Source organism: Pseudoalteromonas sp. MMG013 (genome assembly GCF_018100885.1).
In the GTDB taxonomy this organism is placed as follows: Bacteria; Pseudomonadota; Gammaproteobacteria; order Enterobacterales; family Alteromonadaceae; genus Pseudoalteromonas; species Pseudoalteromonas aurantia.
Genome location: NZ_JAGJEE010000032.1, coordinates 23,215 through 48,501, shown reverse-complemented (window position 1 = coordinate 48,501; position 25,287 = coordinate 23,215). Strand labels below are relative to the sequence as shown.

Sequence of the window (25,287 nt, the reverse complement as noted above, 5' to 3'; positions counted from 1 at the left end):
CCTAAACAACAATAATTACAGATAAAAAAAGCGGCCACGGCCGCTTTTTAGTTTGCTTTATTCACTCGGTGAATCATCGTTCACTTGCGTGTTTTCAATCGTTTCGGTGTTCTCTGTATTCACATCGTCAGCCTCACCTTCTGGTAAGTCATCAACTTCAATTTCTTCAATGCGCTGTAGACCAACTACTTGCTCATCTTCAATTGTTCGGATCAAAATAACCCCTTGCGTATTTCGACCAACAGTAGACACCTCACTAACACGAGTACGAACCAACGTGCCTCGATTAGAGATTAACATTATTTCATTGTTGTCTTCTACTTGTACTGCACCAACAACACTGCCATTTCTATCACTGACTTTAATCGATACAACACCTTGTGTTGCACGACTCTTCGCTGGATACTCATCCAATGGTGTACGTTTACCGTAACCATTTTCAGTAACTGTTAATACAGCGCCATCATTTTTAGGTACTATCAGTGATACAACTTTAACACCGTCCGGCATTTTTATACCACGAACACCCGTCGCTGTGCGACCCATCGGGCGCAATGCCAGCATTTCTTCACCGGTTTCTGGGTCGACTTTCACTTCACCAGTTTCAGAATCACGTAATTTTTCGTTAAATCGAACAACTTTACCATGATCAGTAAATAACATGATGTCATTACTGCCATCAGTGATATCTGCTCCGATTAGGTTATCGCCTTCATTTAAGTTAATTGCAATGATGCCACTTGCGCGTTGTCGACTATAAGCTGTTAATGGTGTTTTCTTAACCGTACCATTTGCTGTCGCCATCAATACGTATTTATCTTCCTCATACTCGCGTACTGGGAGAATGGTGGTAATACGCTCATCTGCTTCTAATGGCAATAGGTTAACAATTGGTTTGCCGCGTGCTGTACGTGATGCCAGTGGCAGTTGATACACTTTAAGCCAGTACATACGACCTGATGTCGAGAAACATAGAATTGTATCGTGCGTATTGGCAACCAATAAACGCTCTATGAAATCTTCATCTTTCATCTTAGTCGCGGCTTTACCTTTACCACCACGACGCTGGGCCTCATAATCTGACAACGGCTGATATTTCACATAACCTTCATGAGACAGCGTAACCACAACATCTTCTTCATTGATAAGATCTTCTAGACTAATATCGTGTGCTGCTGCACTGATCTCTGTACGACGCTCATCCCCGTAGGTTTCTTTAATTTGAACTAACTCATCACGAATAACTTCCATTAAACGCTCAGGAGAAGACAAAATAAATAGTAGTTCAGCAATGACATCTAACAGTTCTTGATATTCAGCTAGGATTTTTTCGTGTTCTAAGCCTGTCAGTTTATGTAAACGTAAATCTAAGATAGCTTGAGCCTGTTGCTCTGACAAATAATATTGGCCATCTCGAATACCCAACTCAGCAGCCAACCAATCTGGGCGTGCAACATTATCTTCGCCTGCTTTTTCAAGCATTGATTTAACTGAACCTAACTCCCACGGACGTGCGATTAGAGCTTGCTTCGCTTCAGAAGGGCTTGGAGACTTTCTGATCAATTCAATGATCGGGTCAATATTAGCCAACGCAATAGCAAGACCTTCAAGCGTATGCGCTCTATCTCTGGCCTTACGTAAATCAAATACGGTGCGACGCGTAACAACTTCTCGTCTGTGAACGATAAACGCATCTAGCATTTCTTTTAGGTTAAAACACTTAGGTTGGTTATTATCCAACGCAACCATGTTCATACCAAATACTGTTTGTAACTGAGTTTGCGAATATAAGTTATTTAAAATAACTTCTCCTACTTCGCCTCGTTTCACTTCAATTACAACACGCATCCCGTCTTTATCAGACTCGTCACGCAGTGCGCTGATCCCTTCGACTTTTTTGTCTTTGACCAGCTCAGCTATTTTTTCGATTAATCGTGCTTTGTTAACCTGATAAGGTAACTCATGCACAATAATTGTTTCTTTGCCTGTTTTCTCATCAACTTCGACTTCCGCACGAGCTCGCACATAAATTTTACCGCGACCCGTCTTGTAGGCTTGTTCAATTCCTTTTTTACCGTTGATAATTGCAGCGGTCGGAAAGTCAGGCCCTGGGATATAATCAATCAGTTCTTCAATAGTCAAATCAGGGTTTTGGATGAGCGCCAAACAGCCGTTAATAACTTCAGTCAAATTATGTGGCGGAATATTGGTCGCCATCCCAACAGCAATACCAGAAGACCCATTCACTAATAAGCTAGGGACCTTAGTTGGTAGTACATCTGGAATTTGCTCTGTTCCGTCGTAGTTAGGAACATAATCAACGGTTTCTTTTTCTAAATCAGCCAGCAACTCATGAGATATTTTTGCCATACGTACTTCGGTATAACGCATCGCAGCAGCTGAATCGCCGTCGACTGAACCGAAGTTACCTTGGCCGTCAACCAACATATAACGCAGAGAAAATGGTTGCGCCATACGTACGATAGTGTCGTACACTGCGCTGTCACCATGAGGGTGATATTTACCGATCACATCACCGACTACACGAGCCGATTTTTTGTAAGGCTTATTCCAGTCATTTTTTAACTCATTCATCGCGAACAATACACGACGGTGAACGGGCTTTAACCCATCCCGTACGTCAGGTAATGCACGCCCTACAATTACACTCATTGCGTAATCTAGGTATGAATTTTTGAGTTCATCTTCAATATTGACTGGCAGGATTTCATTGGCGAGATCAGTCATTCGATTCCACTTTCCTTCAGTGTCTATCTCTTTTATGTCAAACTAGTCAGACTTATGACAAAGAGATTGAGTTATTATTAATTTCTGAATAGCTATGCTAACACACTTTTTTATAATTTACAGGCGCAAGATTTTAGTGATTTTAATCTGACCCTGCTTATAATGCGCTCAGATTAACGAGGAAGTTTTTTATGACCGAACATCAAAATGTAGATCCACAAGAAATAGCAAAATTTGAAGACATTGCTCAGCAATGGTGGGATACAGAAGGCGAATTCAAACCATTACATGACATAAACCCATTACGGCTAGACTTTATCAGTCACCGAAGCCAAGGTTTATTTGAGAAAACTGTACTCGATGTAGGCTGTGGTGGCGGCATACTCACTGAAAGTATGGCCAAACTTGGTGCAAATGCCACAGGCATTGATATGGGGCAAGAGCCATTAAACGTAGCAAAGCTGCATAGCTTAGAAGCGGGTGTTAAAGTTAATTATCAAAAAATACCTGCTGAAACATTCGCACAGCAAAACCCCGAGCAGTTCGATGTCGTTACCTGTATGGAAATGTTAGAACATGTCCCCGATCCTGCTTCTATCATTAAAGCGGTTGCAGCACTGGCTAAACCCGGCGCGCATGTTTTTTTCTCAACCCTCAATAAAACCACCAAAGCGTACCTGCTAGCCATTGTTGGAGCAGAGAAAGTATTGAAAATGGTGCCAGAAGGCACCCATGACCATGATAAGTTCATTCGCCCTTCCACACTGATTAAATGGGCTGAACAGTGTGACTTAAAAGTAAGAGCCAGTGCAGGAATTAACTATAACCCACTCTCAAAAACATTTACGTTAACTGACGATGTAAGTGTTAATTACATCCTCCACTTTGAGAAATTAGCATGATAGAAGCTGTCATTTTTGATTTAGATGGAACATTACTCAATACTTGTGACGATTTAGGTGCTGCACTCAATCATACTTTAAAGTTGCATGGCTTACCTGAAGTCAGTAAAGCAGCATATAGCCCAGCTATCTCTAACGGCGTTAAAGCGCTACTAGAAGTTGGGTTCGGTGACAAGCTGACGGACTATGATGTTGAACAGCTGCGCCAACATGTTTTAGATTATTACGCAAATAATTTAGCGGTATATAGTCATTGCTTTGAAGGTATTAGTACTTTGCTACAGTCACTCAACGATGCAAATATACAAATCGCAATTATGACAAACAAGCCAACTTTCCTAACGCTGCCGCTACTGAAAAAAATAGATGAACTCAAAAACATCCGTGTTGTTGTGTGTGGAGACACGCTCTCAGAAGCAAAGCCATCCCCCAAACCATTATTGCATGCAGCGCATCAATTAAACGTTAACCCAGAAAGATGTTACTACGTTGGGGACGCAGAAAGAGACATACAAGCAGCTAAGGCAGCTAAAATGCGTCCTGTTGCTGCACTGTGGGGATATGTTCCTAGTGAGACAATTGCACGGTCGTGGGCCGCGGATCTGAATCTTACTAACCCTGTGGGACTACTTCAGCACATTTAGTATTATAAAATCAGACAAAGCACCATATGTAGTGTTTTGTCTGTATTTTGATACCTAGCTGCATATAAAAAAATCAGTCAGTTTTTTTTTTCAATTTACAAAAAAATAGTCTTCATTGAGTTGATTTTTTCATGGCGGCTTAGTGTATAAAACCTCAAAGGTTAATGAACACTAACACAATGCAATTATCCCTAAGTTATCCACAATTGAGAGCAAGTTGTTCTATTGCAAAATTGCCATAACCCCACTATCTTGTGATCCGCAGGGGCACTCCCACCATATATAGTGGTTAAAAGCTAAGCAATTGTTGTCTCAGCGATCAATATAAAAATACACATTCCGAAGGAATACAGGCACAACTATGAACCAACAGCTATCTGTCAGTAAAAGAAACGGCCGAAAAGAGCCGCTCGATTTAGATAAAATCCACCGCGTTATCACGTGGGCTGCGGAAGGTCTAAATAATGTTTCTGTGTCACAAGTTGAACTTAAGTCACATATTCAGTTTTATGATGGCATTCGCACTGAAGACATCCATGAAACAATCATAAAAGCCGCTGCCGATTTAATTGATAAAGACTCTCCTGACTATCAATACCTTGCTGCCAGACTAGCCATATTCCACCTTCGGAAAAAAGCGTATGGTCAATTTGAGCCACCTCGCTTATATGACCACATTACTAAATTGGTCGAAGACAAGCGCTATGATCAACATTTATTGGTTGATTATACAGAAGCAGAATTACACGAGCTTGATGCTTACTTAGATCATTCTCGAGATCTTAATTTTAGCTATGCCGCGGTTAAGCAGCTCGAAGGTAAATATTTAGTACAAAACCGAGTAACCGGAGAAATCTATGAAAGCGCTCAGTTCTTATATATCTTAGTTGCCGCAAGCTTATTCTCTGATTACCCAAAAGAAACGCGTATTGATTATATCAAACGCTTTTACGATGCAATTTCATTGTTCAAGATATCATTACCAACCCCCATTATGGCGGGTGTACGTACACCAACACGTCAGTTTAGTTCATGCGTACTCATTGAGTGTGGTGATAGCTTAGATTCTATCAATGCGACTTCGTCCGCGATTGTTAAGTACGTGAGCCAACGTGCAGGTATTGGTATAAATGCAGGTAGAATTCGTGCTTTAGGTAGCCCTATTCGCAACGGTGAGGCATACCATACTGGATGTATTCCATTTTATAAGCACTTCCAAACTGCTGTTAAAAGCTGCTCACAAGGTGGTGTACGCGGTGGTGCTGCCACATTGTTCTACCCACTTTGGCATTTAGAAGTAGAAAATTTACTGGTTCTAAAGAATAACCGCGGTGTTGAAGAAAACCGAGTTCGCCATTTAGACTACGGCGTACAGTTTAACAAAACTATGTATGCCCGCTTGATTAAAGATGATTACATCACGCTATTTAGTCCTTCAGACGTACCGGGCTTATACGACGCATTTTTTGAAGATCAAGACAAGTTCGAATCACTATATGTGCAGTACGAGCAAGATGAATCTATTCGTAAGAAACGTATAAAGGCCATCGAATTATTCTCTATGTTTGCACAAGAGCGCGCAAGCACGGGCAGAATTTATCTGCAAAATGTTGATCATTGTAATACGCATAGCCCGTTCGATTCGAAAGTTGCTCCTATTCGCCAGTCTAATTTGTGCCTAGAAATAGCATTACCGACAAAGCCACTAAACAATGTAAATGATGCGGAAGGCGAAATTGCATTGTGTACACTGTCGGCATTTAACTTAGGCGCCCTCGAATCATTAGACGAGCTTGATGAGCTTGCTGATTTGGCCGTACGTGCACTCGACAACTTACTGGATTTCCAAGATTACCCTGTGCCGGCTGCGCATACAGCGACAATGGGTAGAAGAACACTCGGTATAGGTGTTATCAACTACGCTTACTACCTTGCTAAAAACGGTGTAAAATATTCAGATGGCAGTGCTAATGGCCTGACACACCAAACATTTGAAGCTATTCAATATTATTTAATGAAAGCATCAAATACTTTGGCGAAAGAACGCGGCGCATGTCCATTATTTAATGAAACCACGTACTCTCAAGGCATTATGCCCATAGACACCTATAAGCGTGATCTAGACAAAGTATGTGATGAAGCATTAAAGCTTGATTGGGACGCGCTACGTGCCAGCATTAAAGAACATGGTATGCGTAACTCAACGCTATCAGCCTTAATGCCATCTGAAACATCGTCGCAAATATCAAATGCGACCAATGGTATTGAACCACCTCGGGGTCATATCAGTGTCAAAGCAAGTAAAGATGGCATTTTAAAGCAGGTCGTTCCAGAGTATGAACGCTTGAAAGACAACTATGAGTTGCTTTGGGATATTCCGTCTAACGATGGCTACCTTGCACTCGTTGGTATTATGCAAAAATTTGTTGACCAAACTATTTCTGCTAACACCAACTACGACCCGAATAAATTTGAAGGTGGTAAAGTTCCAATGAAACTACTGCTGAAAGATTTGCTTACTGCATACAAATTAGGGGTAAAAACGCTTTATTATCATAATACCCGTGATGGCGCTTCTGATGCTCATGATGAAATGAAACCAGAAGTTGAAGATGATGGCTGTGAAGGCGGCGCGTGTAAAATTTAAGCTTTAGCGGGCCTTTTCGGCCCGCCCTCTTTAGTATCGAGTATTAACTATGTCCTATTCTACGTTTAGCAGAAAACACAACGATCAACTACAGGAGCCAATGTTTTTTGGCCAAACTGTAAACGTTTCTCGTTATGACCAACAAAAGTACCCTATTTTTGAAAAGCTGATTGAAAAACAACTGTCTTTTTTCTGGCGACCAGAAGAAGTCGATGTGAGTAAAGATAAAATAGATTTTCAGGCACTGCCTGAACACGAAAAACATATATTTTTAAGTAACTTGAAATACCAAACACTATTAGATAGTGTCCAAGGTCGTTCTCCTAACGTTGCACTATTGCCGATTGTATCTATCCCTGAATTAGAAACTTGGATTGAGACATGGGCGTTCAGCGAAACAATTCATAGTCGCTCATATACGCACATTATTCGTAATGTAACGCAGTCACCTGAACTTATTTTTGATGACATTGTCAGCAACGACAAAATTAATGAGCGTGCTGATGCCGTCACGCGTTATTATGATGCTTTGATTGAGCAAGTCTCTCTATTTAACTTGTATGGTGAGGGTAAACATGAGGTCAATGGCAAAACTGTTGTAATTAGTTTATTCGAGTTGAAAAAACTACTTTACCTTTGCGTCATGTCGGTAAATATCTTAGAAGCTATTCGTTTTTACGTCAGCTTTGCGTGTTCGTTTGCTTTTGCAGAACGTGAGTTAATGGAAGGCAATGCAAAAATCATTAAGTTAATTGCGCGTGATGAAGCACTCCATTTATCTGGTACACAACATATGCTCAACATTATGCAAGAAGGCAAGGACGACCCTGAAATGGCAATCGTCGCTGCACAATGTAAAGACGAAGCAATCGCGATGTTTGTAGAAGCTGCTGAGCAAGAAAAAGAATGGGCTGAGTACTTATTTAAAGATGGCTCAATGATTGGCCTAAATAAAGATATTTTATGCCAGTATGTCGAGTACATCACTAATACACGTATGACTGCCGTCGGCTTACCAACACAATTTGAAAAAAAATCTAACCCAATCCCTTGGATCAATGCGTGGTTAATTTCAGATAATGTCCAAGTTGCACCACAAGAAGCTGAAATTAGCTCCTATCTTGTTGGACAAATAGACTCAAAGGTTGATGCCTCTGACTTCGGTGATTTTGACTTGTAATGGTTGAAAAACCCTACCCTGTGATATCGATAACAGATCACGATGAGCCACTTGAATTTGTGGCTCATTCCCCAACTCTATTACATACATTGGAAGCTGCAAATATAGATGTACCATATCAATGTCGTGAAGGGTTTTGTGGGGCGTGCAGAGCACAGCTCAATGAGGGGAAAATCACCTATAATCAAGAGCCTCTCGCTTTTGTACGAGAAGGAGAGATATTACTATGCTGCTCTCGCCCCCTCTCTAACATTAAAATTACGCTGCTATAGAAACAAGTTGCCCCTAGCGGGTTTTAGAGCAGTTGAGCAACACTGGTTTCATAGTATTCATGCTTATCACTAATGCTCAGTTGATTTTGTTCAATCACCACATCCCAATGCAAGCTGCGACTTAATGCATCACTTAATGCATCTACAAACTGTGCTTCAAGAGAAAAAACACTTAAATTATCTATCAAATGTAATCTTTGCGACACCTCATCAAACCACACATCATTTTCTTTTATTAAAATCACCAATTTACCAAACAATTTAGCGAGTCGTATGATCTCATCGAACTCCAAGGTATTTGCATACAAAGCCACGGTAATATAGCCAGTATCATCTTCCAGCCATACATCCGGCTTTTGTTTGTCTGAGTTGGCGTTTAAATTTGCTTTTTGATCATAAGATATCGCGCACAATCCTACTATTTTAAGTACAAAATGCTCAAGAGATTCAGACTTTTGTAACGCAGTCGTAAACACTTCTTGGTGATTGGCATGATGAAATAAGTCAGCTACATTAACGCGCGCTTTAAAAACAAAAGGTTTGATCATGTTAATCTCCCTACTCTGTCACGCTCTAACTATAGACTTTGTGTCGATTTTAGCAAAAATATTTGAGGTTATAGTATAACATCATTGAACTGCCAATTATGTGGTGTTATATTGTCACGAATTAATTCAACCTCAACGTTAGTGTCTAATAAATTATGATGAAGCAGTCTCTTATCAGCAGTGCAATTGTTACTGCACTTTTCTCAAGCAACGTATTTGCCGCAGATGTAAAAGGTAAAATACTCGACAATAACAATCAGCCAGTAAGTGGAGCAAAAGTACACTTACATGGTAAAAGCCAGTCAGTAACTACTGATAAAAACGGCCAATTTACAATTAATGTCGATGCCGACTCACAACTTCATATCACCAAAAACAATTATTTAGATGAACGCTTACCCGTAACAACCGATAACGCTTATGTCACCGTCGTACTAAAGCCTAGTGCTGTTGAAAGTATGGTTGTTTATGCATCTGCGTTACACAAAAATAATGTTGAAATGGCGTCTCCAGTGACAGTATTAGCTGGTGACGAATTGAAAAACGCAGCCAAGCCAACTCTTGGGGAAACGCTGAAAGGTCAACCTGGCATCAATGCAAGCTACTTTGGTCCTGTTTCTTCGAGCCCTATTATTCGAGGCTTAGACGGTCCTCGTGTCAAAATTACTCAAAACGGATTAGACAGCAGTGATGCATCTCGCGTTGGCCCTGACCACGCAAATACAAACGACAGTCTATCCGCACAACAAATTGAAGTGCTTCGTGGGCCAGCAACATTGTTATATGGCTCAGGCGCGATTGGTGGCGTTGTAAATGTGGTCGATAATCGTATTCCTACTGACATTATAGAGTCATTGTCTGGCGCCGCTGAGTATAGCCACGATACGGTATCTAATACCAATACCTATGCTGCAATGCTTGAAACTGGATCTGACGGTTTTAATTTCCATTTTGACGGCGTAAGCCGCAAAGGTGGTGATTATGACACGCCTGAGTTTAACTTACCGCATGAAGAACACGACGAGCATGGCGAAGATGATCATGACGCACATGATGATCACGGGCACGAGGGTGAGCATGATGATCACAATGAGTCACCTGAAACGGCTAAAAAGGTAGATAATACTTTTATAGATTCTCAGCAAGTTAATTTTGGTACTAGTTACGTAAATGAACATTTAACACTGGGTTTAAGCTTCGGTCGAATTGATACAGATTACGGTATTCCTGCCCATAGTCATGAAGGCCATGACCATGATGAACATGACCATGAAGGCCATGAACATGACGAGCATGAAGGTGAAGATGATCATGCAGATGAAAGCGCTGAACAAGGTGTATTTGCTCGTGTAAAACAAGACCGTTGGCAAGCTCTCTTTAACTACTCTCTTCATAACGAATGGATTGAATCAATTAATGTAAGAGCGGGTTATACGGACTATGAGCATAGCGAGATTGAGCATGGCAGTATTGGCACAACATTCAAAAACAAAACCACAGAGTTACGCACCGGCATAGAACATCGTATCGGTGAATGGCACGGTATTGTAGGATACCATTACGCAGATAGCGACTATAAAGCTGATGGTGCCGAAGCATTTACTCCAGCAACAGAAACAAAATCTCATGCGCTGTTTTTACTTGAAGAACGCACGTTTGGTGATTTTACGCTAGAGCTTGGTGCGCGTATTGAAGATTTTCAGCTATCTAGCTTAGTAACAACTGAAGCGCATCACGATGATCATGACGACCACGGTGATGATGATCACGACGACCACGGACATGATGATCACGACGACCACAAAGAATATGAATCAGTGGCTTATCAATTAGACATGACAAATATCAGTGCTTCAATTGGTGGTGTTTACAATTTTACAGAAGGGCATAACGTCGCATTTAATGTTTCTCGTTCTGAGCGAGCTCCCCTAACGGCCGAACTATTGTCAAATGGTACCCATATTGCTACTCGTACTTACGAGCTAGGCCTTGGCTATGTAATTGAAGATGGTGAAGTGCACTTCGAACCGCAAGAAATTGCGCAAGAAACGGCCACTAATATTGATTTCAGCGTACGTCGTTTTATTGGTGATTTTGGCTATACCATTAACGTTTTCTATAATGACGTTGCTAATTATTACTATCAACAAAATACAGGGTTAATGTTTACCTCTGAACATGGTATTGAAAACGCAGATCATTTCCATGAAGGCGCATTACCAGTATTTAAGTTTGCCAGTGATGATGCTGAACTTTATGGTGTTGAGCTAGATGCACATTATCGGATCAATGATAAAAACCGTGTGAAAGTATTCGCTGACACGCTAACAGCTAAATTAGACAATGACCAATATCTACCTCGGATCCCAAGTAATAAGCTTGGCGTGAAATATGAATATGAGCATGCAGGTTGGAAAGCAAATATGACAATAACACGTTATAATAGCCAATCAGATATTGCTGCTTATGAGAGTAAAACTAATGGTTATACATTGGTAGATACAAGCTTTCAGTATGATTTCTCGGCACAGGGTATCGACTTTGTTGGCTACGCTAATATTGACAACTTGACCAATGAACTTGGCTTTGTACATAGCTCCTTCATAAAAGAACAAGCCCCTTTACCGGGTAGAAACTTAAAATTAGGCTTACGCGCCTACTTTTAATTCGCGCTTCGGAAAATGGAACCAAACATAGTTTTGGTTCCATTTTTTCTTCAATATTTTCCCTTCCCCCTTCTTACACTTTCAACGTTAAATTAATGTAATGCTCTGTAATGGATAAAATTAACATTTAGACCTATGCTCTGCCCACTTCAATTAGTAAGGACAGATGCAATGAGCAAGTTACGTATTGCTACACTCTCTAGCATAATAGGCCTCGTCACGGTCATTGGCTGCAGTACACAACAATCCGCACCACCCCTTAACCCACCAAAAATAACACCTGCAGAAGGTGGTGAAATTAAACGGGTGTGGTTAGATCAAGGCTGGAGCGAGCAAATAAGAAACGATTTTTGGTTTACTAATCAAGGTGCACAAATCATTCCCTACACATGGTTTGTATGGCTTGAACAAGCAGAAAGTGAGCAACTGTTTCGCCACACGGATCATATGGAGATGTTACGTTACTTGCCGATGCAAGCATCACAGTCAAATCCTGGTGGTCTTCCCATAGGCTTTGCATTGCATAATAATCAAACAACAGGTGAAAGCTGGGTTGGTATGACGTGCGCAGCTTGTCATACTAACCAATTAGATTATAAAGGGACAAAAATACTCATCGAAGGTGCGCCGACACTCGGTAATTTTGTACTTTTTTTCAAAAAACTGATTGAAGCTATGGATAAAACCCTAGCTGACACAGCCAAATTTGAGCGTTTTGCAGCAAATGTACTCGGCCCAAATAGAACGGACAATGATGTAGCACAATTAAAAACTCGCCTCCAAGACATTGCATTGGCTTCAGCAAAACGCCAAACTGTTAATGCACTACCTACAGACTACCCTGAAGATTTTACAAGTTATGCACGGCTTGATGCTTTTGGCAATATACAAAACGCCGGAACGGCTTTTGCTCTACATGACCTTACAAATAAAAACACGCCGACAGGCCCTGTATCATATCCGTTCTTGTGGGGAACCCATCAATCCGATGTTGTACAATGGAATGCTTCAGCACCTAATACCCCTATTGTAGGACCTCTGGTGAGAAATATTGGCGAGGTCGTCGGTGTATTTGGTAGCTTAGATATTAAGGAGGCGCCTATATGGCAACGTTTATGGGGTAAAAAGGTTCGCTATTCTTCAACCGTTGATATTATGGGTCTAGGCTACCTTGAATCATGGGTTAAAACACTCAAGTCACCACAATGGCCTGTCCAGTACTTCCCTGCGATAGACAACAATAAAGCCGCCGCTGGCGCACTGTTATATAAAGCGGAATGTGCGAGCTGTCATCAAATTGTTCCGCGCGAAGATGAGCTTAAACGCTACATTGCAAACCAAACCCTGATAAGTGAATTAGGCACTGATCCTATAACGGCTTACAACGCATCATGCCATATGGCGAACACGCTTATTCTAGAAGGAACTAAAGAGCGTATTTTAATTGGTGATAAGTTCGGGCCAACTGGTAATGCGATTGATATTCCTGTAAATGGTGTTGTAGGTCTGGTGCTTAAAGATATTCCACTTGCATTAAAAGCAGGTAATATTGCTGAACGTACACAAGCCAATGGCAAAAAGCTCAGTGGGCTTGCTGAATTTGAGGCACTGGTATCTGAGCATCTAAAAGCCCGTAATAACAAAGCAAAATCTGCCGCTACTGACTGTATAGATGGCACATTAGACAATGGTGTATATAAAGGACGACCTTTAAATGGTATTTGGGCAACCGCGCCATACTTACACAACGGCTCTGTCGCAAGTTTATGGGAGCTTTTACAAACTCCCAAAGCTCGATCTAACACTTTTTGGGTCGGTAGTAGAGAGTTTGATCCTGTCAACGTAGGTTATGAAACGCATCAAGGGTTGAATTTGTTTAAAGTCACTGATAGCAATGGCAAAATTAGAGCTGGTAACTCTAACTTAGGCCATAGCTATGGCACCCACCTAAACGATACGCAAAAATGGCAACTAGTTGAATTCATGAAAACACTTTAATATCAACGGGGCATAGGCCATCAGCTTATGCCCTACTTCGCCTTTTTACCTTCACTAAATACCTACGCATGCCTGTCATATATATGTCATTTATTTACAACAAGTATTTGAGTTTATGAGAATTTTTACTATATTTTGGTAATGATGCAAAATAAAACCTTGCAAGGAAGATACGTATGAATAGTGTAAAAGCCAAATTAATGCTGTGTGTCATCAGTGGTATGTCAATAATACTCATTGGCGCGTTAGTGACTTTATTTTTAGTAAAAAATGTCGCAGCAGAATTAGATTCATTAATAAACAATGAATTATCTACCCGCCAGCAAGTCGGTCTGATATCTAGCCAGTTTAAAACTCAAGTTCAAGAATGGAAAAATGTCTTGATCAGAGGCAGTGAACCAGAGCAATACGAAAAATATTGGTTACGGTTCGAAAAGAATGAACAACTGATACAAGATAATATTAAAGTGCTGCTAGATACCCATACACTCCCCGATGCTATTATTCACCAATTGACTAGTTTTCAAAAAGAACACAAAAAGCTGGGGGTACTATATCGAGTAGGATTAAATGAATATAGTGCATCCTTATTTAACACCCAAATAGGCGATAAAGCAGTGAAAGGTATAGACCGTTTGTCGGCTAAGCTCCTTGGTGATATCAGCGTTGCGATCACCCATTTAGTTTCTGATCGTTCTGTTGCCCTCACTGCAAAAAAAGAGCAAGTGCTATTTCAAAGTATGGTCATCATGTTGGTTTTGTCTTCAGTAATACTCCTACTTATGACGTTATTCATTCAAAGGTTGATCACACACCCTATTCGCCGAGCTTCCAGCATAGCTGAACAAATTGCTAACGGGAATTTGGCAAACGATATTCATGGTCACAACAATGATGAAATTGGTTTACTGTTAAATAATCTCAATACTATGCAGCAAAATTTACTGACTATGACTGATGACCTCAAACTGCAAATGGTGCAACAACAAGTCCAAGCTCAAGAAAATGGAAGAATTAAACAAGCACTTGATAATGCCGCTGCGCCTGTTATGTTAAGTGATGACAATGGTAAAATCATTTATTCAAATCACCAGTGTGAGCGTCTGTTTCTTCGCTATAAAGATCAAATAAAAGCCACTCAACCCAATGTTACATCATTAAATGAAGCCAATGTAGAACACTTGTTTGATCAACAAAGCTGCTATGGCACACTCCGTGAAGCACACACGCACCAAGTTGAATGCGAAGTGAATTACCAATCGGTGATATTTAATGTTGTCGCGGGCCCAGTTTTCGATGCAGAAAAACACCTATTGGGTATTGTTTACGAGCTCTCCGATCTAACTGAGCAGCGCTACGCAGAAGAGCAAGTAGGAAAAATCATTCAATCAGCATCTCAAGGACAGCTTGCCACACGCTTGGATAACACAGAATTTACCGGCTTTATGCATACACTCGCAAAAAGCATAAACTCACTACTTGATGCCATTGCGCTTCCTATCAAACAAACCAAAGATACCCTTAACTTAATTGCAATTGGCCAAGTGCCTGATGCTATTCACGGAGATTACAGCGGTGAGTTTCTAGAAATAAATCATAGCCTCAAAACAGCAACTGGTGCAATCAACGCGCTCATCGCGGATACCAATATGCTCATGGAAGCGGCCAGTCAAGGCGAACTCTCAAAACGTGCTGATATTGACCTGCATCAAGGTGATTTCCAGAGCATCGTAAAAGGGTTCAACACCACATTAGATGTGATTGTAGAGCCTGTACGCCTAACCGCTGATTATTTAGATCTCATAGCCAAAGGACAATTACCTACAGATATTAGTAATAGCTATCAAGGCGACTTTCTACAAATTAAGAATAGCTTAACAACATCAATTGATGCGATTAAAAGTATGGTGAAAGACACCACTGAGCTGGCGCAAGCTGCCAGCAAAGGGCAACTTGAACAGCGAGTCGATGCTTCTAAACATCAAGGGGAATTTTCCGTTATCGTTGGTGGGATAAATTCAACAATTGATGCGATCTCTAAGCCTTTGCATGAATGCAAATCGGTCATGCATGCACTATCTGAGGGTAACTTAACGCAACTTGTGGAAGGTGAATATCAAGGTGATTTTAATACTTTAAAGCACTCTGTTAATACATCTGTATCAAACCTTGCAAAGATGGTCAGTCAAATACGAACCACAGCCAATACAATTAATGGCTCGGCAAATGGGATAAAGCTGGGTATGAATGATTTAAGTGCACGCACAGAATCACAAGCGGCATCCATTGAACAAACCACCGCGTCGATGAGTGATATCACCCACACGGTTTCCATCAACTCCAAAGATGCGCACTCAGCAGCATCTTTGGCGACTGAAGCTGATAAACAAGCCCAACAAGGTGGTGAACTCGTTCATTCAACCGTCAACGCAATGAAAGAAATTAGTAATAGCTCCAATGAAATATCGAGTATTATAGAGGTCATTAACGAGATTGCTTTTCAAACCAACTTACTTGCACTCAACGCGGCGGTAGAAGCTGCTCGAGCAGGCGAATCTGGTAGAGGATTTGCTGTTGTTGCTGCTGAAGTACGTGAACTTGCCCAGCGCAGTGCAAATGCGTCTAAAGAAATATCAACTTTACTCAATGACAGCGCGATGAAGGTTGACCATGGAGTGCAGCTAGTCACTGAGTCAGGTCAAACGCTCGGTCACATTGTGAGTAGTATTAAACAACTATCCCAACTAATGGAAAATATAGCACTTGCCAGCACTGAACAATCTAATGGTGTTGGACAAGTCAATGTTGCTATAAAACAGATGGATGGCATTATACAGAAGAACACAATGCTCGTTGAAACGGCCAATTCATCAAGCAATAGTTTATCGCACCAAGCCAACGAGCTTAATCGTTTTATGTCTGGGTTTGAAGTATGAGCTTGCTGAGTCTATTACATCATCATGCTGATAAACTAAAATGGAGGCTAAAGTCACCTAACGGATCCCTCTGCTCCTTGACTTATTGATTGGCAATATAAGTTAACGGACTTTAATACTGGGGGAGATAAAGATGAAGGCGCTCCCCTTTCTTCAACCACCAAGAATATAACCTTTAAATACAAAAAACTTTTTGTATTCATTTTAACCACAAAGAAATATAAATAGTTTACAATTGTTGGTTTTAAAATCAACAAGGAATTTTTGTGTATTTAAATATTAAAAACGGTCTTGTGCACTCTATTATTGTGTTCATTACCCTAACCCTATTAATTGCATGTGGCAGCGATTCTTCCAGCTATACTGAGCAACCAAAATTAAAAGCAACTGAGCCTGAACTGCTTTATGGTAAAACTGGAGACGAAAAACTCCATGAAGAACTCGAAGCAATACGTACGCAATACAACATGCCTGCTTTGGCTGCTTTTATCGTCAGTAGTGATGCACTTTTAGAAATGGATGTGAGTGGATATCGTATCAGTGGTCAACCAACACTCGTCACGACTGAAGACCGTTGGTCAATTGGGTCATTCACTAAATCAATCACAGCAACACTTGCATCCCGGCTTGTTGAACAAGGGTTGATCTCGCTAGAAAGTGATGTATTAGAAATCTTCCCTGAATTATCTGGAAAAATTAAACCCGAATATGAACACCTTACACTTCGAGATTTATTATCAATGACGTCTGGGTTAAAGCGAGATTTAGACAGTATGTTTACTGGTCAATGGCATATGGATCAAAGGTCAATGACAGAACAAAGGTATTCATGGACCATTGAGCTACTTAATACAGAACCTGAAACCACCAAAGGTACATTCTTATATAGTAATGCCGGATATGTACTCGCAGGTCACATGTTAGAACGTGTTACGGGTCAATCCTGGGAAGCGCTTGTTGCTCAGGAAATTGCCGTTCCTTTAGAGATGAACCTTATTGATTTTGGTACTGCTAGCTTTATGGATCCTGACAATCAACCAAGTGGTCATCAGATACGTGACGGACAGTGGCATGCAATCACCGCAGCTGATAGAGTTAGCCTTCCAAAAGTCATCGGTCCTGCTGGCACAATAAATACCAACCTTCACGATTTATCACTGTACTTACAAGCCCACTTATCTGGTGCAATGGGCAAAGGTAATATTGTAAGTACTGACAGTTACGCACACATGCATTCACCTGTCAGTGAAAGCTATGGATTAGGGTGGATATTAAAAGAAAACAATCAGTTTCACCATAACGGATTTACTGGATCATTTTACCTCGATAACCTCATCATTCCAGAAGAGAATATTGCATTACTGGCGGTTACAAACGGAAGTACAACACAAGCAAGAGAAGCTGTAGAGCAAGCCATTGCGGTTATGCTAGAACGCTATAACGCTCCGTAGTTCAATCAGGAATGGCGGTTAACCCGTCATTCCTTCCAATTTAGAGCACACCTATTGCTTTTTCTTGACCTGATGCAATGCATCTAATCGCGCCAGTAGGCTCGATGTATCAAAACGACCGCCACCTAATGCTTGTACATCGGCATAATATTGATCAACCGTCGCCGTCAATGGTAAAGAAGCGCCATTATTACGTGCCTCATCTAGTGCAATCCCTAAATCTTTACGCATCCAATCTACTGCAAAACCAAAATCATACTCTCCAGCAATCATTGTTTTGTAACGATTTTCCATTTGCCAAGAGCCCGCAGCTCCTTTAGAAATCGTTTCAATAACCTGTTCAGTATTTAACCCAGCTTGTTTAGCAAAGTGCAAGCCTTCAGCCAATCCCTGTACCACACCTGCAATACATATTTGATTAACCATTTTGCAAGTTTGCCCACTGCCGACATCACCCAATAACTGACTAAAACGACTAAATGCAGCCATCACTGGTTGAGCTACCTCGAAACTTATTTGGTCGCCACCAGCCATCACCGTAAGCACCCCATTTTCCGCACCAGCTTGCCCGCCGGATACTGGCGCATCAATGAATGAGATATTTTGTTTTGCTGCCACCGCTGCAACCTCACATGCAACCGTTGCCGAGGTCGTCGTATGATCGACTAAAATAGCCCCAGAGTGCATACCGGCGAGTACCCCATTTGCGCCATAAACGACAGACCGTAAATCATCATCATTACCGACACACATAAACACGATGTCTGCACCGCTAGCCGCTAGTTTCGGTGTTTGAGCATAGTTACCTGCATGTTGCTCCGTCCATTGCTGTGCTTTTGCTGTTGTTCTGTTATACACCGTGACTTCGTATCCTGCGCTGACCAAATGTCCAGCCATTGGATATCCCATTACCCCCAATCCGATAAACGCCACTTTCATTGACATAATTCTGTCCTATTTCGCTGCTATGGTATTAACAATGGAGTTTTTATACCCCAAGTAATTGGCGTATAGCAAATTTAAATCACTAATAAGGTAGTTAAAACACTACTTACAACATGCCCGTGAAGGAGTATGAGTCAAATGGAAACAATTTATCGTTATAGTGTACAGCTACTCAACGGTGAAACAATCGCATTGAAGCAATTGCAGGGTAAACCTGTACTCATTATCAATATTGCCAGTAAATGTAGCTTCGCAGCACAGCTTAGTGCGCTCGAAAAAATGTATAAAAAATATCATTCGTTTGGGCTTGAAATCCTAGCGTTTCCCTGTAATCAATTTGGCCGTAATGAGCCACTTGAAGATGCAATGTTAAAAGAGTTTTATAACAGTCATTTTGATCTTAGCTTTATGATTTGTAACAAAGTACAAGTCAATGGCCCTGATGCACACCCATTGTTTAACTACTTAAAATCACACACTCGTGGAATCTCACAAAACCGAGCAATTAAGTGGAACTTTACTAAGTTTTTAGTAAACTCAGAAGGTGAGCTAGTATCAAGATACGCACCTCGCACCAAACCAGATACACTAAGACCGGTTATAGAGAGCCATTTATACAATGAAGATAGCCCTATTCAGTTCGCAAAGTTATGAACAACCATTTTTTGATAAAGCACTTAGTACTCATCCAGAATTAAATATTAAGTGTTTTAATGAGTCATTATCCGAACACACAGCATCGTTGTGTAAAGGATTTGACGCCGTGTGCATATTTGTCAATGATACCGCTGATCAGCAGGTACTCAATATATTAGCCTCACTGGGTATTCGCTTTATTGCGCTAAGGTGTGCTGGCTTTAACAATGTTGATATGACCACTGCTAATAAATTAAACATCAAAGTTGTTCGCGTGCCTGCATACAGCCCAGAAGCCGTTGCTGAGCATTGTATTGCCCTGATGCTAACATTAAGTAGAAAAACACATAAAGCTTACAACAGAGTAAGAGAGGATAATTTCGACCTCAATGGGTTGCTTGGTTTCAATTTACACAATAAAACGGTAGGTATTGTCGGAGCAGGGAAAATTGGCCAAGCGTTGATTGCTATATTAAATGGCTTTGGTGCAAATGTTTTAGTGTATGATCCGAATATAGGGGAAGGCAGTTATACAAAAGTAACATTCGACATGCTATTGACACAAAGTGATATTATTAGTTTGCACTGCCCGTTAAATGATGCGACCTATCATTTGCTTGATGAGCAAGCGTTTGGAAAAATGAAACCCGGCGTGATGTTAATCAATACCAGTCGCGGTGCACTCATTGACAGCAAAGCATGCATTTGCGCGTTAAAAAACCAAACTGTTGGATATTTAGGCCTTGATGTGTACGAGCAAGAATCTGAGTTGTTTTTTAAAGATCGTAGCCAAGAAATCATTCAAGACGATATATTTAGTAGACTTATCAGCTTTCCAAATGTACTCGTTACTGGTCATCAAGGTTTCTTCACCCAAGAAGCGTTGACACAAATAGCCAACGTTACCATTGAAAATCTCTCTGAGTGCACGTCAGATCTACCGTTAACGAATCAAGTCATATAGCACATAAAAAAGAGGCTCCCACTAAAAGCCTCTTTACGCTCTCATAACACCATACTCATTCAAGAACGTGGTCCGATACCGGCAAGGCTCTACCGACTCTTCTTCCTAATTTAGCACGTACAGCCAACGCGGTAGAGTGCAACATCTTTGGACTGACAGCTTGCCAGCCATTCAATGTTTTTACTTCAATATCAAACCCTGGGATCTCAGTAAAAACCATTAACTGACCTGACTCACTTTTGCCAGCTGCAACACTTGGCAGGCGGTAAAACACTCCTTGGGAAGCCAATTTAGGAATTTCTTTAAAACCTACTAAGGCAATAAATCTTTGCCAATCTTTTTCTCTTGCTTGCAGAGCACCTTTCGTCATAAAAGTCGTATTTTTATCGAAAGAGCGACTTTCTTTGTATCGTAACGCCCAGTCTGGTTTGTGCCAAGCTCGTTCTGCTAACGCCAATAAGCGCGGATACAGCATATATTCTGCTTGTTCATCTGTACGGATCATTTCAGACCAGAGGTGTCCTTGTATTCCTTTTGCATTTACGCCTTTTTCTAATCTACTCGAAGTATCATCTGCGATATATGAACGTGCATAATTATTATGCCAAAGCTCTGCATGTGCCGGTAAGTTATCAGGCATAAACTCAAAAAATTTACGTGTATTCACCGCCCGCGTAGCCCAGTGGTTACCTCGTTCCATTGGATGTGACTCATAAGGAAAATCGAAATATGTCACATCAGGATTTGACACAATGACTTTCCAATTTCTATTTATATGGCGGTGTGCAACTTGATGGCCTCCATGAGCCAGTGTTCCCCATACATTACTCTGCACAACATGAGGCATATTTTTTACCCGCACATCATCTAAACCATCGCTCCACCCCGCAACTGCAACCCCTTTATCGGTCACTATTTTACTAATACGCTCAATAAAGTAACCATTTAATGATGGTTCTGAATACTTAAGTAAGCTACATGCAGGAGAATTCAGCCATGCACCAGCGGTTTCATCTGCACCAATATGGTAGGTTTTTAAAGGCACTTCAGCGGCTTCGTGCAATGCTTGCACTTCGGTGAGCACCTTATCTATAAATTGATAAGTTTGCTCTAAGCATACATTCAAAGTATTGTCGCTATAGTGTTGAATCGAGCGATAGCGAGTCAAGTCTTGTGGTTCAACCAAACGGTATTTGAGTGCATCTCTTTCAAGATTTTGTGCCATCAAACGCTCAAAGCGTGCTTCCATTGATACGATTGCCGCTCGTGAGTGACCTGGCATGTCTAACGAAGGGATCACCTCGACATGGTGTCGTTTCGCATGCTGTAAAATATCAATATAATCCTGACGACTATAAAAGCCATTAATACTTGCATCAGGTGCATTACCAGCCCCCAGTTGAGGTAATAAACAACGTTGCTCTGATAGGTCAAAGCACCGAGTCGCCCCCACCTCCGTCAACTCAGGTAACCCTGCAATTTCTAGTCGCCAGCCCTCATCATCTGCTAGATGTAAATGTAACCGGTTAAGCTTATAGCTGGCCATATGCGTTATCGTCTCTAAAATAAACTGCTTTGACCTAAAATTTCGTGCGCTGTCAATGTGCAAACCTCTAAACATATAATGCGGTGCATCAGTTATATCAACCTGAGGCAGTGTGTGCGTTTCTATATTCAATAAGCCGATTAAACTTTGTAATGCATAAAACGCCCCTTGCTCAGTTGCAGCCTCTATATTTACAGCCTGCGCTGATATCTTCAAGGTATAAGCTTGCTCTGCCAACGTTGCTGTGGTCGTGCGTTTGACGTTTACATTAAACCCCTGCTCTTGCTCATGAATACCCAATGTTGACAACCTGAATAAAGCCTGTGAAATGCCTTCACGCTTAATATTAACCAGTGATAATTTAATGCCATTTTGAATGCTGACCATCGGCTCTGAACTGAGTATCAGAGTCTCTGGTTTTGGAATAATGTCAATTGGCGCTTCAGTCAGTACAGGCCGTAACGCATTTTCAAATAGATATTTAGTCCCCATCCACGGAGTTTTATCACGCTCGTGAATTCGTAATTGAGACATTGTATTGAAAGGCGCCAAATATGGCTGAGCCTCCAAACCTGTTTCAGGGTCAACGGTAGGGATTGTACTCGCGATGACTTTAGCACTTAATACCCCCTCACTATCTGCTAAGATATAATTTGGCATAAACTCAGAGCGCGTTATTTGTGAGTCTTGAGTATAAAAGCGGATCCGATGTGCATCTCCACCAGCAAAACCACTAAACATTTTTGACGGTGATAAGCGATGTAGATCCCCATTTATATGCGTGATCTCAAACTCGCTATTAGAGCTATGAATAATAGGCATTAATTGACTAAAATAAATAGCCCAGTTATGACTCTTAAGGTCATAGGGTAATGTCAATGACAGTTCCGATAAATAACATTGTTGCACCTTCGCCGGACAAGCAGAATTCGCATCAAGTAATGTGTAAATGACTTTTAAATCTTTTGCCATTGAATCTAATTGCGGTTGATTCATGGCAAATACATTCACGCTGATAGCACACGCCAATAACCCTAACACATATTTATACATCCGATAGCTCCTTGCTATAAATAAGCTGATTGGTGAATCCTGCATAAGCACCTAGTAGCGGGGCATACTGCAAACGACTCGGCTGGACCTGCACATGCTCAGCCAATGCGCTATGACTATGTTGTTTTAATGTGCTAAACATGCTTTGGCTGAACAAAGGAAAAGAGTGTGCCACTGAGCCACCTAACACAATTTTATCTGGGTCAAATGCTAATAAGACGTGTGCCAATGCATTACCCAAGTGTTCGCCTAATTGAACGAACATATTTAGTGCCTTTAAATCTCCAAGATTGGCCTTCTCTGCTTCTTTTGCGCCATCAGTCGCGAACCTCTTAAAAAACTGTCCACTGGTATAATCTTCGATTATGCCATCTAAATAAGGAAAACTACCAAATTCACCAGCAAAACCATTTTTCCCCGTATATAACGCACCATTGAGTACGATTCCAGAACCCAATCCTGTTCCGAGTGTCACGCCAACTAAGTTATCAGTCGGTAAATGAGGGCCGTAGTAATATTCACCTAAGGTGAAGCAATTTGCATCATTTTGCACATAGGTTTCTACACAAAAGCGATGCATTAAATTGTGCTTTAACGAAACATCATGCCAGTTTGGGATGTTCACTGTATCGATAATATGACCATCGCTGATGCGTACTGCACTGGGAACGCCGATCGCAATTCCCGTGCTCTGACGGGTCATATTTGACTCAACGAGATACTCGATAAAGTCATTGACTTCTTGTTTAGTACCACGACGTGGCACATCATGGCGATATACTTGGCCAAGACCTGACTTTGATACCTGAGCAACATGGGCTTTTGTGCCTCCTAAATCTATACATATAATATGACTCATAATAATTGCTGCCCCTGCGTTTTTTTCTTCAACAATTTGGCGGTATGGTTTTTAACTAACGGTCTAGCCCATACTCCAACACTAAATATATAAGCCAGCGGTATCAGCAATAACAGCATTGCACTACGTTGCGAGTTAAGCACTTCGCTCGCGACCCCCAGTATGGGTGATATCATTGCTCCACCTACGATACCTGTACATAAAATGCCAGTAACCGCACCATGGCCAACCCGTACTGAGTTTAATCCCAACGACACGAGTACCGACCACATAATTGACAAGAAAAACCCCATCGTGGCAAAACCAAATATTGCACCCACTTGATCACTAAAAAGAGCTGCCACTAAAGAGATTCCGGCTCCAGCACTAAATCCCATGAGCAGTTTTTGAGCGTCGATGAACCGTAACAACAGTAATCCAATAAAACATCCCAAGGTGAGTAACATCCAAAACTGACTCACCGCAAACGCGCCTTGGGTCTGAACGTCTACCTGATGATACGAGTGCAAAAATAACGAAATGGAATTGGCAATGCCTTGCTCTAAGGCGACATAAGCGACAATTGCAAAGAAAAACCGCAAAACTGTCGGCTTTTTCAGTAATGCAAGGCTCTGTTTTACTGTGAGTAGTTCATTTTCACATCGTGTTACTTTAACCAGTGGCGTAACTGCAACATAAAGTGTCATACCAAAACACAGTACCGAGAATAGCCAATACATACTCAGCCACTCCATTCCATTCGGTACTAATCCTTTAAATATTAAGCCTAACCCTGAGCCCTTTTGAATACGCTCAACAAAAAAGCTGTAAACTAATGGAGACAAGGTGGCAGCTACACCAAATATAAGCTGTGCAAGGACAGAGTACATAGCAAAATACTGACTCCCCCCGCTAACGCGCAACAGCGGGTTAATCGCGACTTGTAATAAGGCCATTGCACAGCCAATCGCAAACAGCGCCACCATTGCAATAGTAAAACTAGGGAAAAGTGCAAAAATCAAAGAGCCAGTACCAGCCAATACAAAAGCAATCAGCATCGTTTTTTTCTCGCCTACAGTTTGCACCAATAGACCGGCCGGAATAGACATCACCCCGTAGGCTGCAAAAAAAGCAAATGGAAAAAAGCCCGCTAGTGCAATGCCAATACCAAAATCAGCTATCAACTCTGGAAAAATAGGGCCTAAAATATTGGTCATAAACGACACCATAAAAAATGTCATAAGTACCAGCAAGACAACGGCATATTTAGGATTCATTGTAATAACCTTAATATTGAATAAGGCAATGGCACT

The 25,287-nt window shown here is 41.2% G+C and carries 17 protein-coding genes; 11 read left to right on the top strand and 6 right to left on the bottom strand.

Going from position 1 to position 25,287, the window contains the following annotated elements; translation table 11 throughout:
* Positions 1-57 precede the first annotated feature (57 nt).
* Positions 58-2,748 (bottom strand): DNA gyrase subunit A, encoded by a 2,691-nt coding sequence (gene gyrA / locus J8L98_RS20330; protein ID WP_210997945.1) that lies wholly within the window; start codon positions 2,746-2,748, stop codon positions 58-60.
* 191 nt (positions 2,749-2,939) lie between these two features.
* Between gyrA and ubiG the strand changes: the two genes are divergently transcribed.
* The 5 genes from ubiG (at position 2,940) to yfaE (ending at position 8,393) form a co-directional block, all read left to right on the top strand.
* Positions 2,940-3,650: a bifunctional 2-polyprenyl-6-hydroxyphenol methylase/3-demethylubiquinol 3-O-methyltransferase UbiG gene (ubiG, locus tag J8L98_RS20325; protein ID WP_210997944.1), complete on the top strand. Its 711-nt coding sequence runs from the start codon at positions 2,940-2,942 to the stop codon at positions 3,648-3,650.
* A complete protein-coding gene (locus J8L98_RS20320) occupies positions 3,647-4,294 on the top strand; it encodes an HAD-IA family hydrolase (protein WP_210997943.1) in 648 nt (215 codons plus the stop codon). Before ubiG ends, J8L98_RS20320 begins: the two co-directional genes overlap by 4 nt.
* 361 nt (positions 4,295-4,655) lie before the next feature.
* Entirely contained in the window at positions 4,656-6,941 is a 2,286-nt protein-coding gene (gene nrdA / locus J8L98_RS20315; protein WP_210997942.1) for a class 1a ribonucleoside-diphosphate reductase subunit alpha, read from the top strand.
* Between the two features lie 49 nt (positions 6,942-6,990).
* Positions 6,991-8,121, top strand: a complete 1,131-nt coding sequence (nrdB, locus tag J8L98_RS20310) for a class Ia ribonucleoside-diphosphate reductase subunit beta (RefSeq protein WP_210997941.1) — start codon at positions 6,991-6,993, stop codon at positions 8,119-8,121.
* On the top strand, positions 8,121-8,393 hold the full coding sequence (yfaE, locus tag J8L98_RS20305; protein ID WP_210997940.1) for a class I ribonucleotide reductase maintenance protein YfaE: 273 nt from the start codon (positions 8,121-8,123) through the stop codon (positions 8,391-8,393). The genes nrdB and yfaE overlap by 1 nt, the downstream gene beginning before the upstream one ends.
* A gap of 23 nt (positions 8,394-8,416) precedes the next feature.
* Here the strand turns inward: yfaE and J8L98_RS20300 are convergent, their stop codons facing one another.
* On the bottom strand, positions 8,417-8,941 hold the full coding sequence (locus tag J8L98_RS20300; RefSeq protein ID WP_210997939.1) for a YaeQ family protein: 525 nt from the start codon (positions 8,939-8,941) through the stop codon (positions 8,417-8,419).
* A 155-nt stretch (positions 8,942-9,096) separates the two neighbouring features.
* On the opposite strand from J8L98_RS20300, the gene J8L98_RS20295 reads away from it, so the two are divergent.
* The 4 genes from J8L98_RS20295 (at position 9,097) to J8L98_RS20280 (ending at position 17,992) form a co-directional block, all read left to right on the top strand.
* The gene (locus J8L98_RS20295) at positions 9,097-11,607 is read left to right on the top strand and encodes a TonB-dependent receptor (protein ID WP_210997938.1); all 2,511 of its coding nucleotides are present in this window, start codon (positions 9,097-9,099) and stop codon (positions 11,605-11,607) included.
* 171 nt (positions 11,608-11,778) lie between these two features.
* The gene (locus J8L98_RS20290) at positions 11,779-13,605 is read left to right on the top strand and encodes a di-heme-cytochrome C peroxidase (RefSeq protein ID WP_210997937.1); all 1,827 of its coding nucleotides are present in this window, start codon (positions 11,779-11,781) and stop codon (positions 13,603-13,605) included.
* A gap of 176 nt (positions 13,606-13,781) precedes the next feature.
* Entirely contained in the window at positions 13,782-16,541 is a 2,760-nt protein-coding gene (locus J8L98_RS20285) for a methyl-accepting chemotaxis protein (protein WP_210997936.1), read from the top strand.
* A gap of 266 nt (positions 16,542-16,807) precedes the next feature.
* A complete protein-coding gene (locus J8L98_RS20280; protein ID WP_348771920.1) occupies positions 16,808-17,992 on the top strand; it encodes a serine hydrolase domain-containing protein in 1,185 nt (394 codons plus the stop codon).
* Between the two features lie 51 nt (positions 17,993-18,043).
* Here J8L98_RS20280 and J8L98_RS20275 read toward each other — a convergent pair whose 3' ends face one another.
* Positions 18,044-18,937: an NAD(P)-dependent oxidoreductase gene (locus tag J8L98_RS20275; RefSeq protein ID WP_210997935.1), complete on the bottom strand. Its 894-nt coding sequence runs from the start codon at positions 18,935-18,937 to the stop codon at positions 18,044-18,046.
* Positions 18,938-19,075: 138 nt separating this feature from the next.
* On the opposite strand from J8L98_RS20275, the gene J8L98_RS20270 reads away from it, so the two are divergent.
* Both J8L98_RS20270 and J8L98_RS20265 read left to right on the top strand, forming a co-directional pair.
* Positions 19,076-19,591, top strand: coding sequence for a glutathione peroxidase (locus tag J8L98_RS20270; RefSeq protein ID WP_192507297.1), 516 nt, complete (start codon positions 19,076-19,078; stop codon positions 19,589-19,591).
* Positions 19,557-20,537: a 2-hydroxyacid dehydrogenase gene (locus tag J8L98_RS20265; RefSeq protein ID WP_210997934.1), complete on the top strand. Its 981-nt coding sequence runs from the start codon at positions 19,557-19,559 to the stop codon at positions 20,535-20,537. Before J8L98_RS20270 ends, J8L98_RS20265 begins: the two co-directional genes overlap by 35 nt.
* 55 nt (positions 20,538-20,592) lie before the next feature.
* Here J8L98_RS20265 and J8L98_RS20260 read toward each other — a convergent pair whose 3' ends face one another.
* From J8L98_RS20260 to J8L98_RS20250, 3 genes are read right to left on the bottom strand one after another with little or no spacing between them, the layout of a single operon-like run.
* Complete coding sequence (locus J8L98_RS20260; RefSeq protein WP_210997933.1) at positions 20,593-23,136, bottom strand: family 20 glycosylhydrolase; 2,544 nt, start codon at positions 23,134-23,136, stop codon at positions 20,593-20,595.
* Positions 23,129-23,995 (bottom strand): ROK family protein, encoded by an 867-nt coding sequence (locus tag J8L98_RS20255; protein WP_210997932.1) that lies wholly within the window; start codon positions 23,993-23,995, stop codon positions 23,129-23,131. Before J8L98_RS20255 ends, J8L98_RS20260 begins: the two co-directional genes overlap by 8 nt.
* Positions 23,992-25,251, bottom strand: a complete 1,260-nt coding sequence (locus J8L98_RS20250) for an MFS transporter (RefSeq protein WP_210997931.1) — start codon at positions 25,249-25,251, stop codon at positions 23,992-23,994. The genes J8L98_RS20255 and J8L98_RS20250 overlap by 4 nt, the downstream gene beginning before the upstream one ends.
* Positions 25,252-25,287 lie beyond the last annotated feature (36 nt).

Excerpts from the sequence above, each read along its gene's own strand:
- gyrA (WP_210997945.1), bottom strand. The coding sequence starts at position 2,748 with ATGACTGATCTCGCCAATGAAATCCTGCCAGTCAATATTGAAGATGAA.
- ubiG (WP_210997944.1), top strand. The coding sequence starts at position 2,940 with ATGACCGAACATCAAAATGTAGATCCACAAGAAATAGCAAAATTTGAA.
- J8L98_RS20320 (WP_210997943.1), top strand. The coding sequence starts at position 3,647 with ATGATAGAAGCTGTCATTTTTGATTTAGATGGAACATTACTCAATACT.
- nrdA (WP_210997942.1), top strand. The coding sequence starts at position 4,656 with ATGAACCAACAGCTATCTGTCAGTAAAAGAAACGGCCGAAAAGAGCCG.
- nrdB (WP_210997941.1), top strand. The coding sequence starts at position 6,991 with ATGTCCTATTCTACGTTTAGCAGAAAACACAACGATCAACTACAGGAG.
- yfaE (WP_210997940.1), top strand. The coding sequence starts at position 8,121 with ATGGTTGAAAAACCCTACCCTGTGATATCGATAACAGATCACGATGAG.
- J8L98_RS20300 (WP_210997939.1), bottom strand. The coding sequence starts at position 8,941 with ATGATCAAACCTTTTGTTTTTAAAGCGCGCGTTAATGTAGCTGACTTA.
- J8L98_RS20295 (WP_210997938.1), top strand. The coding sequence starts at position 9,097 with ATGATGAAGCAGTCTCTTATCAGCAGTGCAATTGTTACTGCACTTTTC.
- J8L98_RS20290 (WP_210997937.1), top strand. The coding sequence starts at position 11,779 with ATGAGCAAGTTACGTATTGCTACACTCTCTAGCATAATAGGCCTCGTC.
- J8L98_RS20285 (WP_210997936.1), top strand. The coding sequence starts at position 13,782 with ATGAATAGTGTAAAAGCCAAATTAATGCTGTGTGTCATCAGTGGTATG.
- J8L98_RS20275 (WP_210997935.1), bottom strand. The coding sequence starts at position 18,937 with ATGTCAATGAAAGTGGCGTTTATCGGATTGGGGGTAATGGGATATCCA.
- J8L98_RS20270 (WP_192507297.1), top strand. The coding sequence starts at position 19,076 with ATGGAAACAATTTATCGTTATAGTGTACAGCTACTCAACGGTGAAACA.
- J8L98_RS20265 (WP_210997934.1), top strand. The coding sequence starts at position 19,557 with ATGAAGATAGCCCTATTCAGTTCGCAAAGTTATGAACAACCATTTTTT.
- J8L98_RS20260 (WP_210997933.1), bottom strand. The coding sequence starts at position 23,136 with ATGTATAAATATGTGTTAGGGTTATTGGCGTGTGCTATCAGCGTGAAT.
- J8L98_RS20255 (WP_210997932.1), bottom strand. The coding sequence starts at position 23,995 with ATGAGTCATATTATATGTATAGATTTAGGAGGCACAAAAGCCCATGTT.
- J8L98_RS20250 (WP_210997931.1), bottom strand. The coding sequence starts at position 25,251 with ATGAATCCTAAATATGCCGTTGTCTTGCTGGTACTTATGACATTTTTT.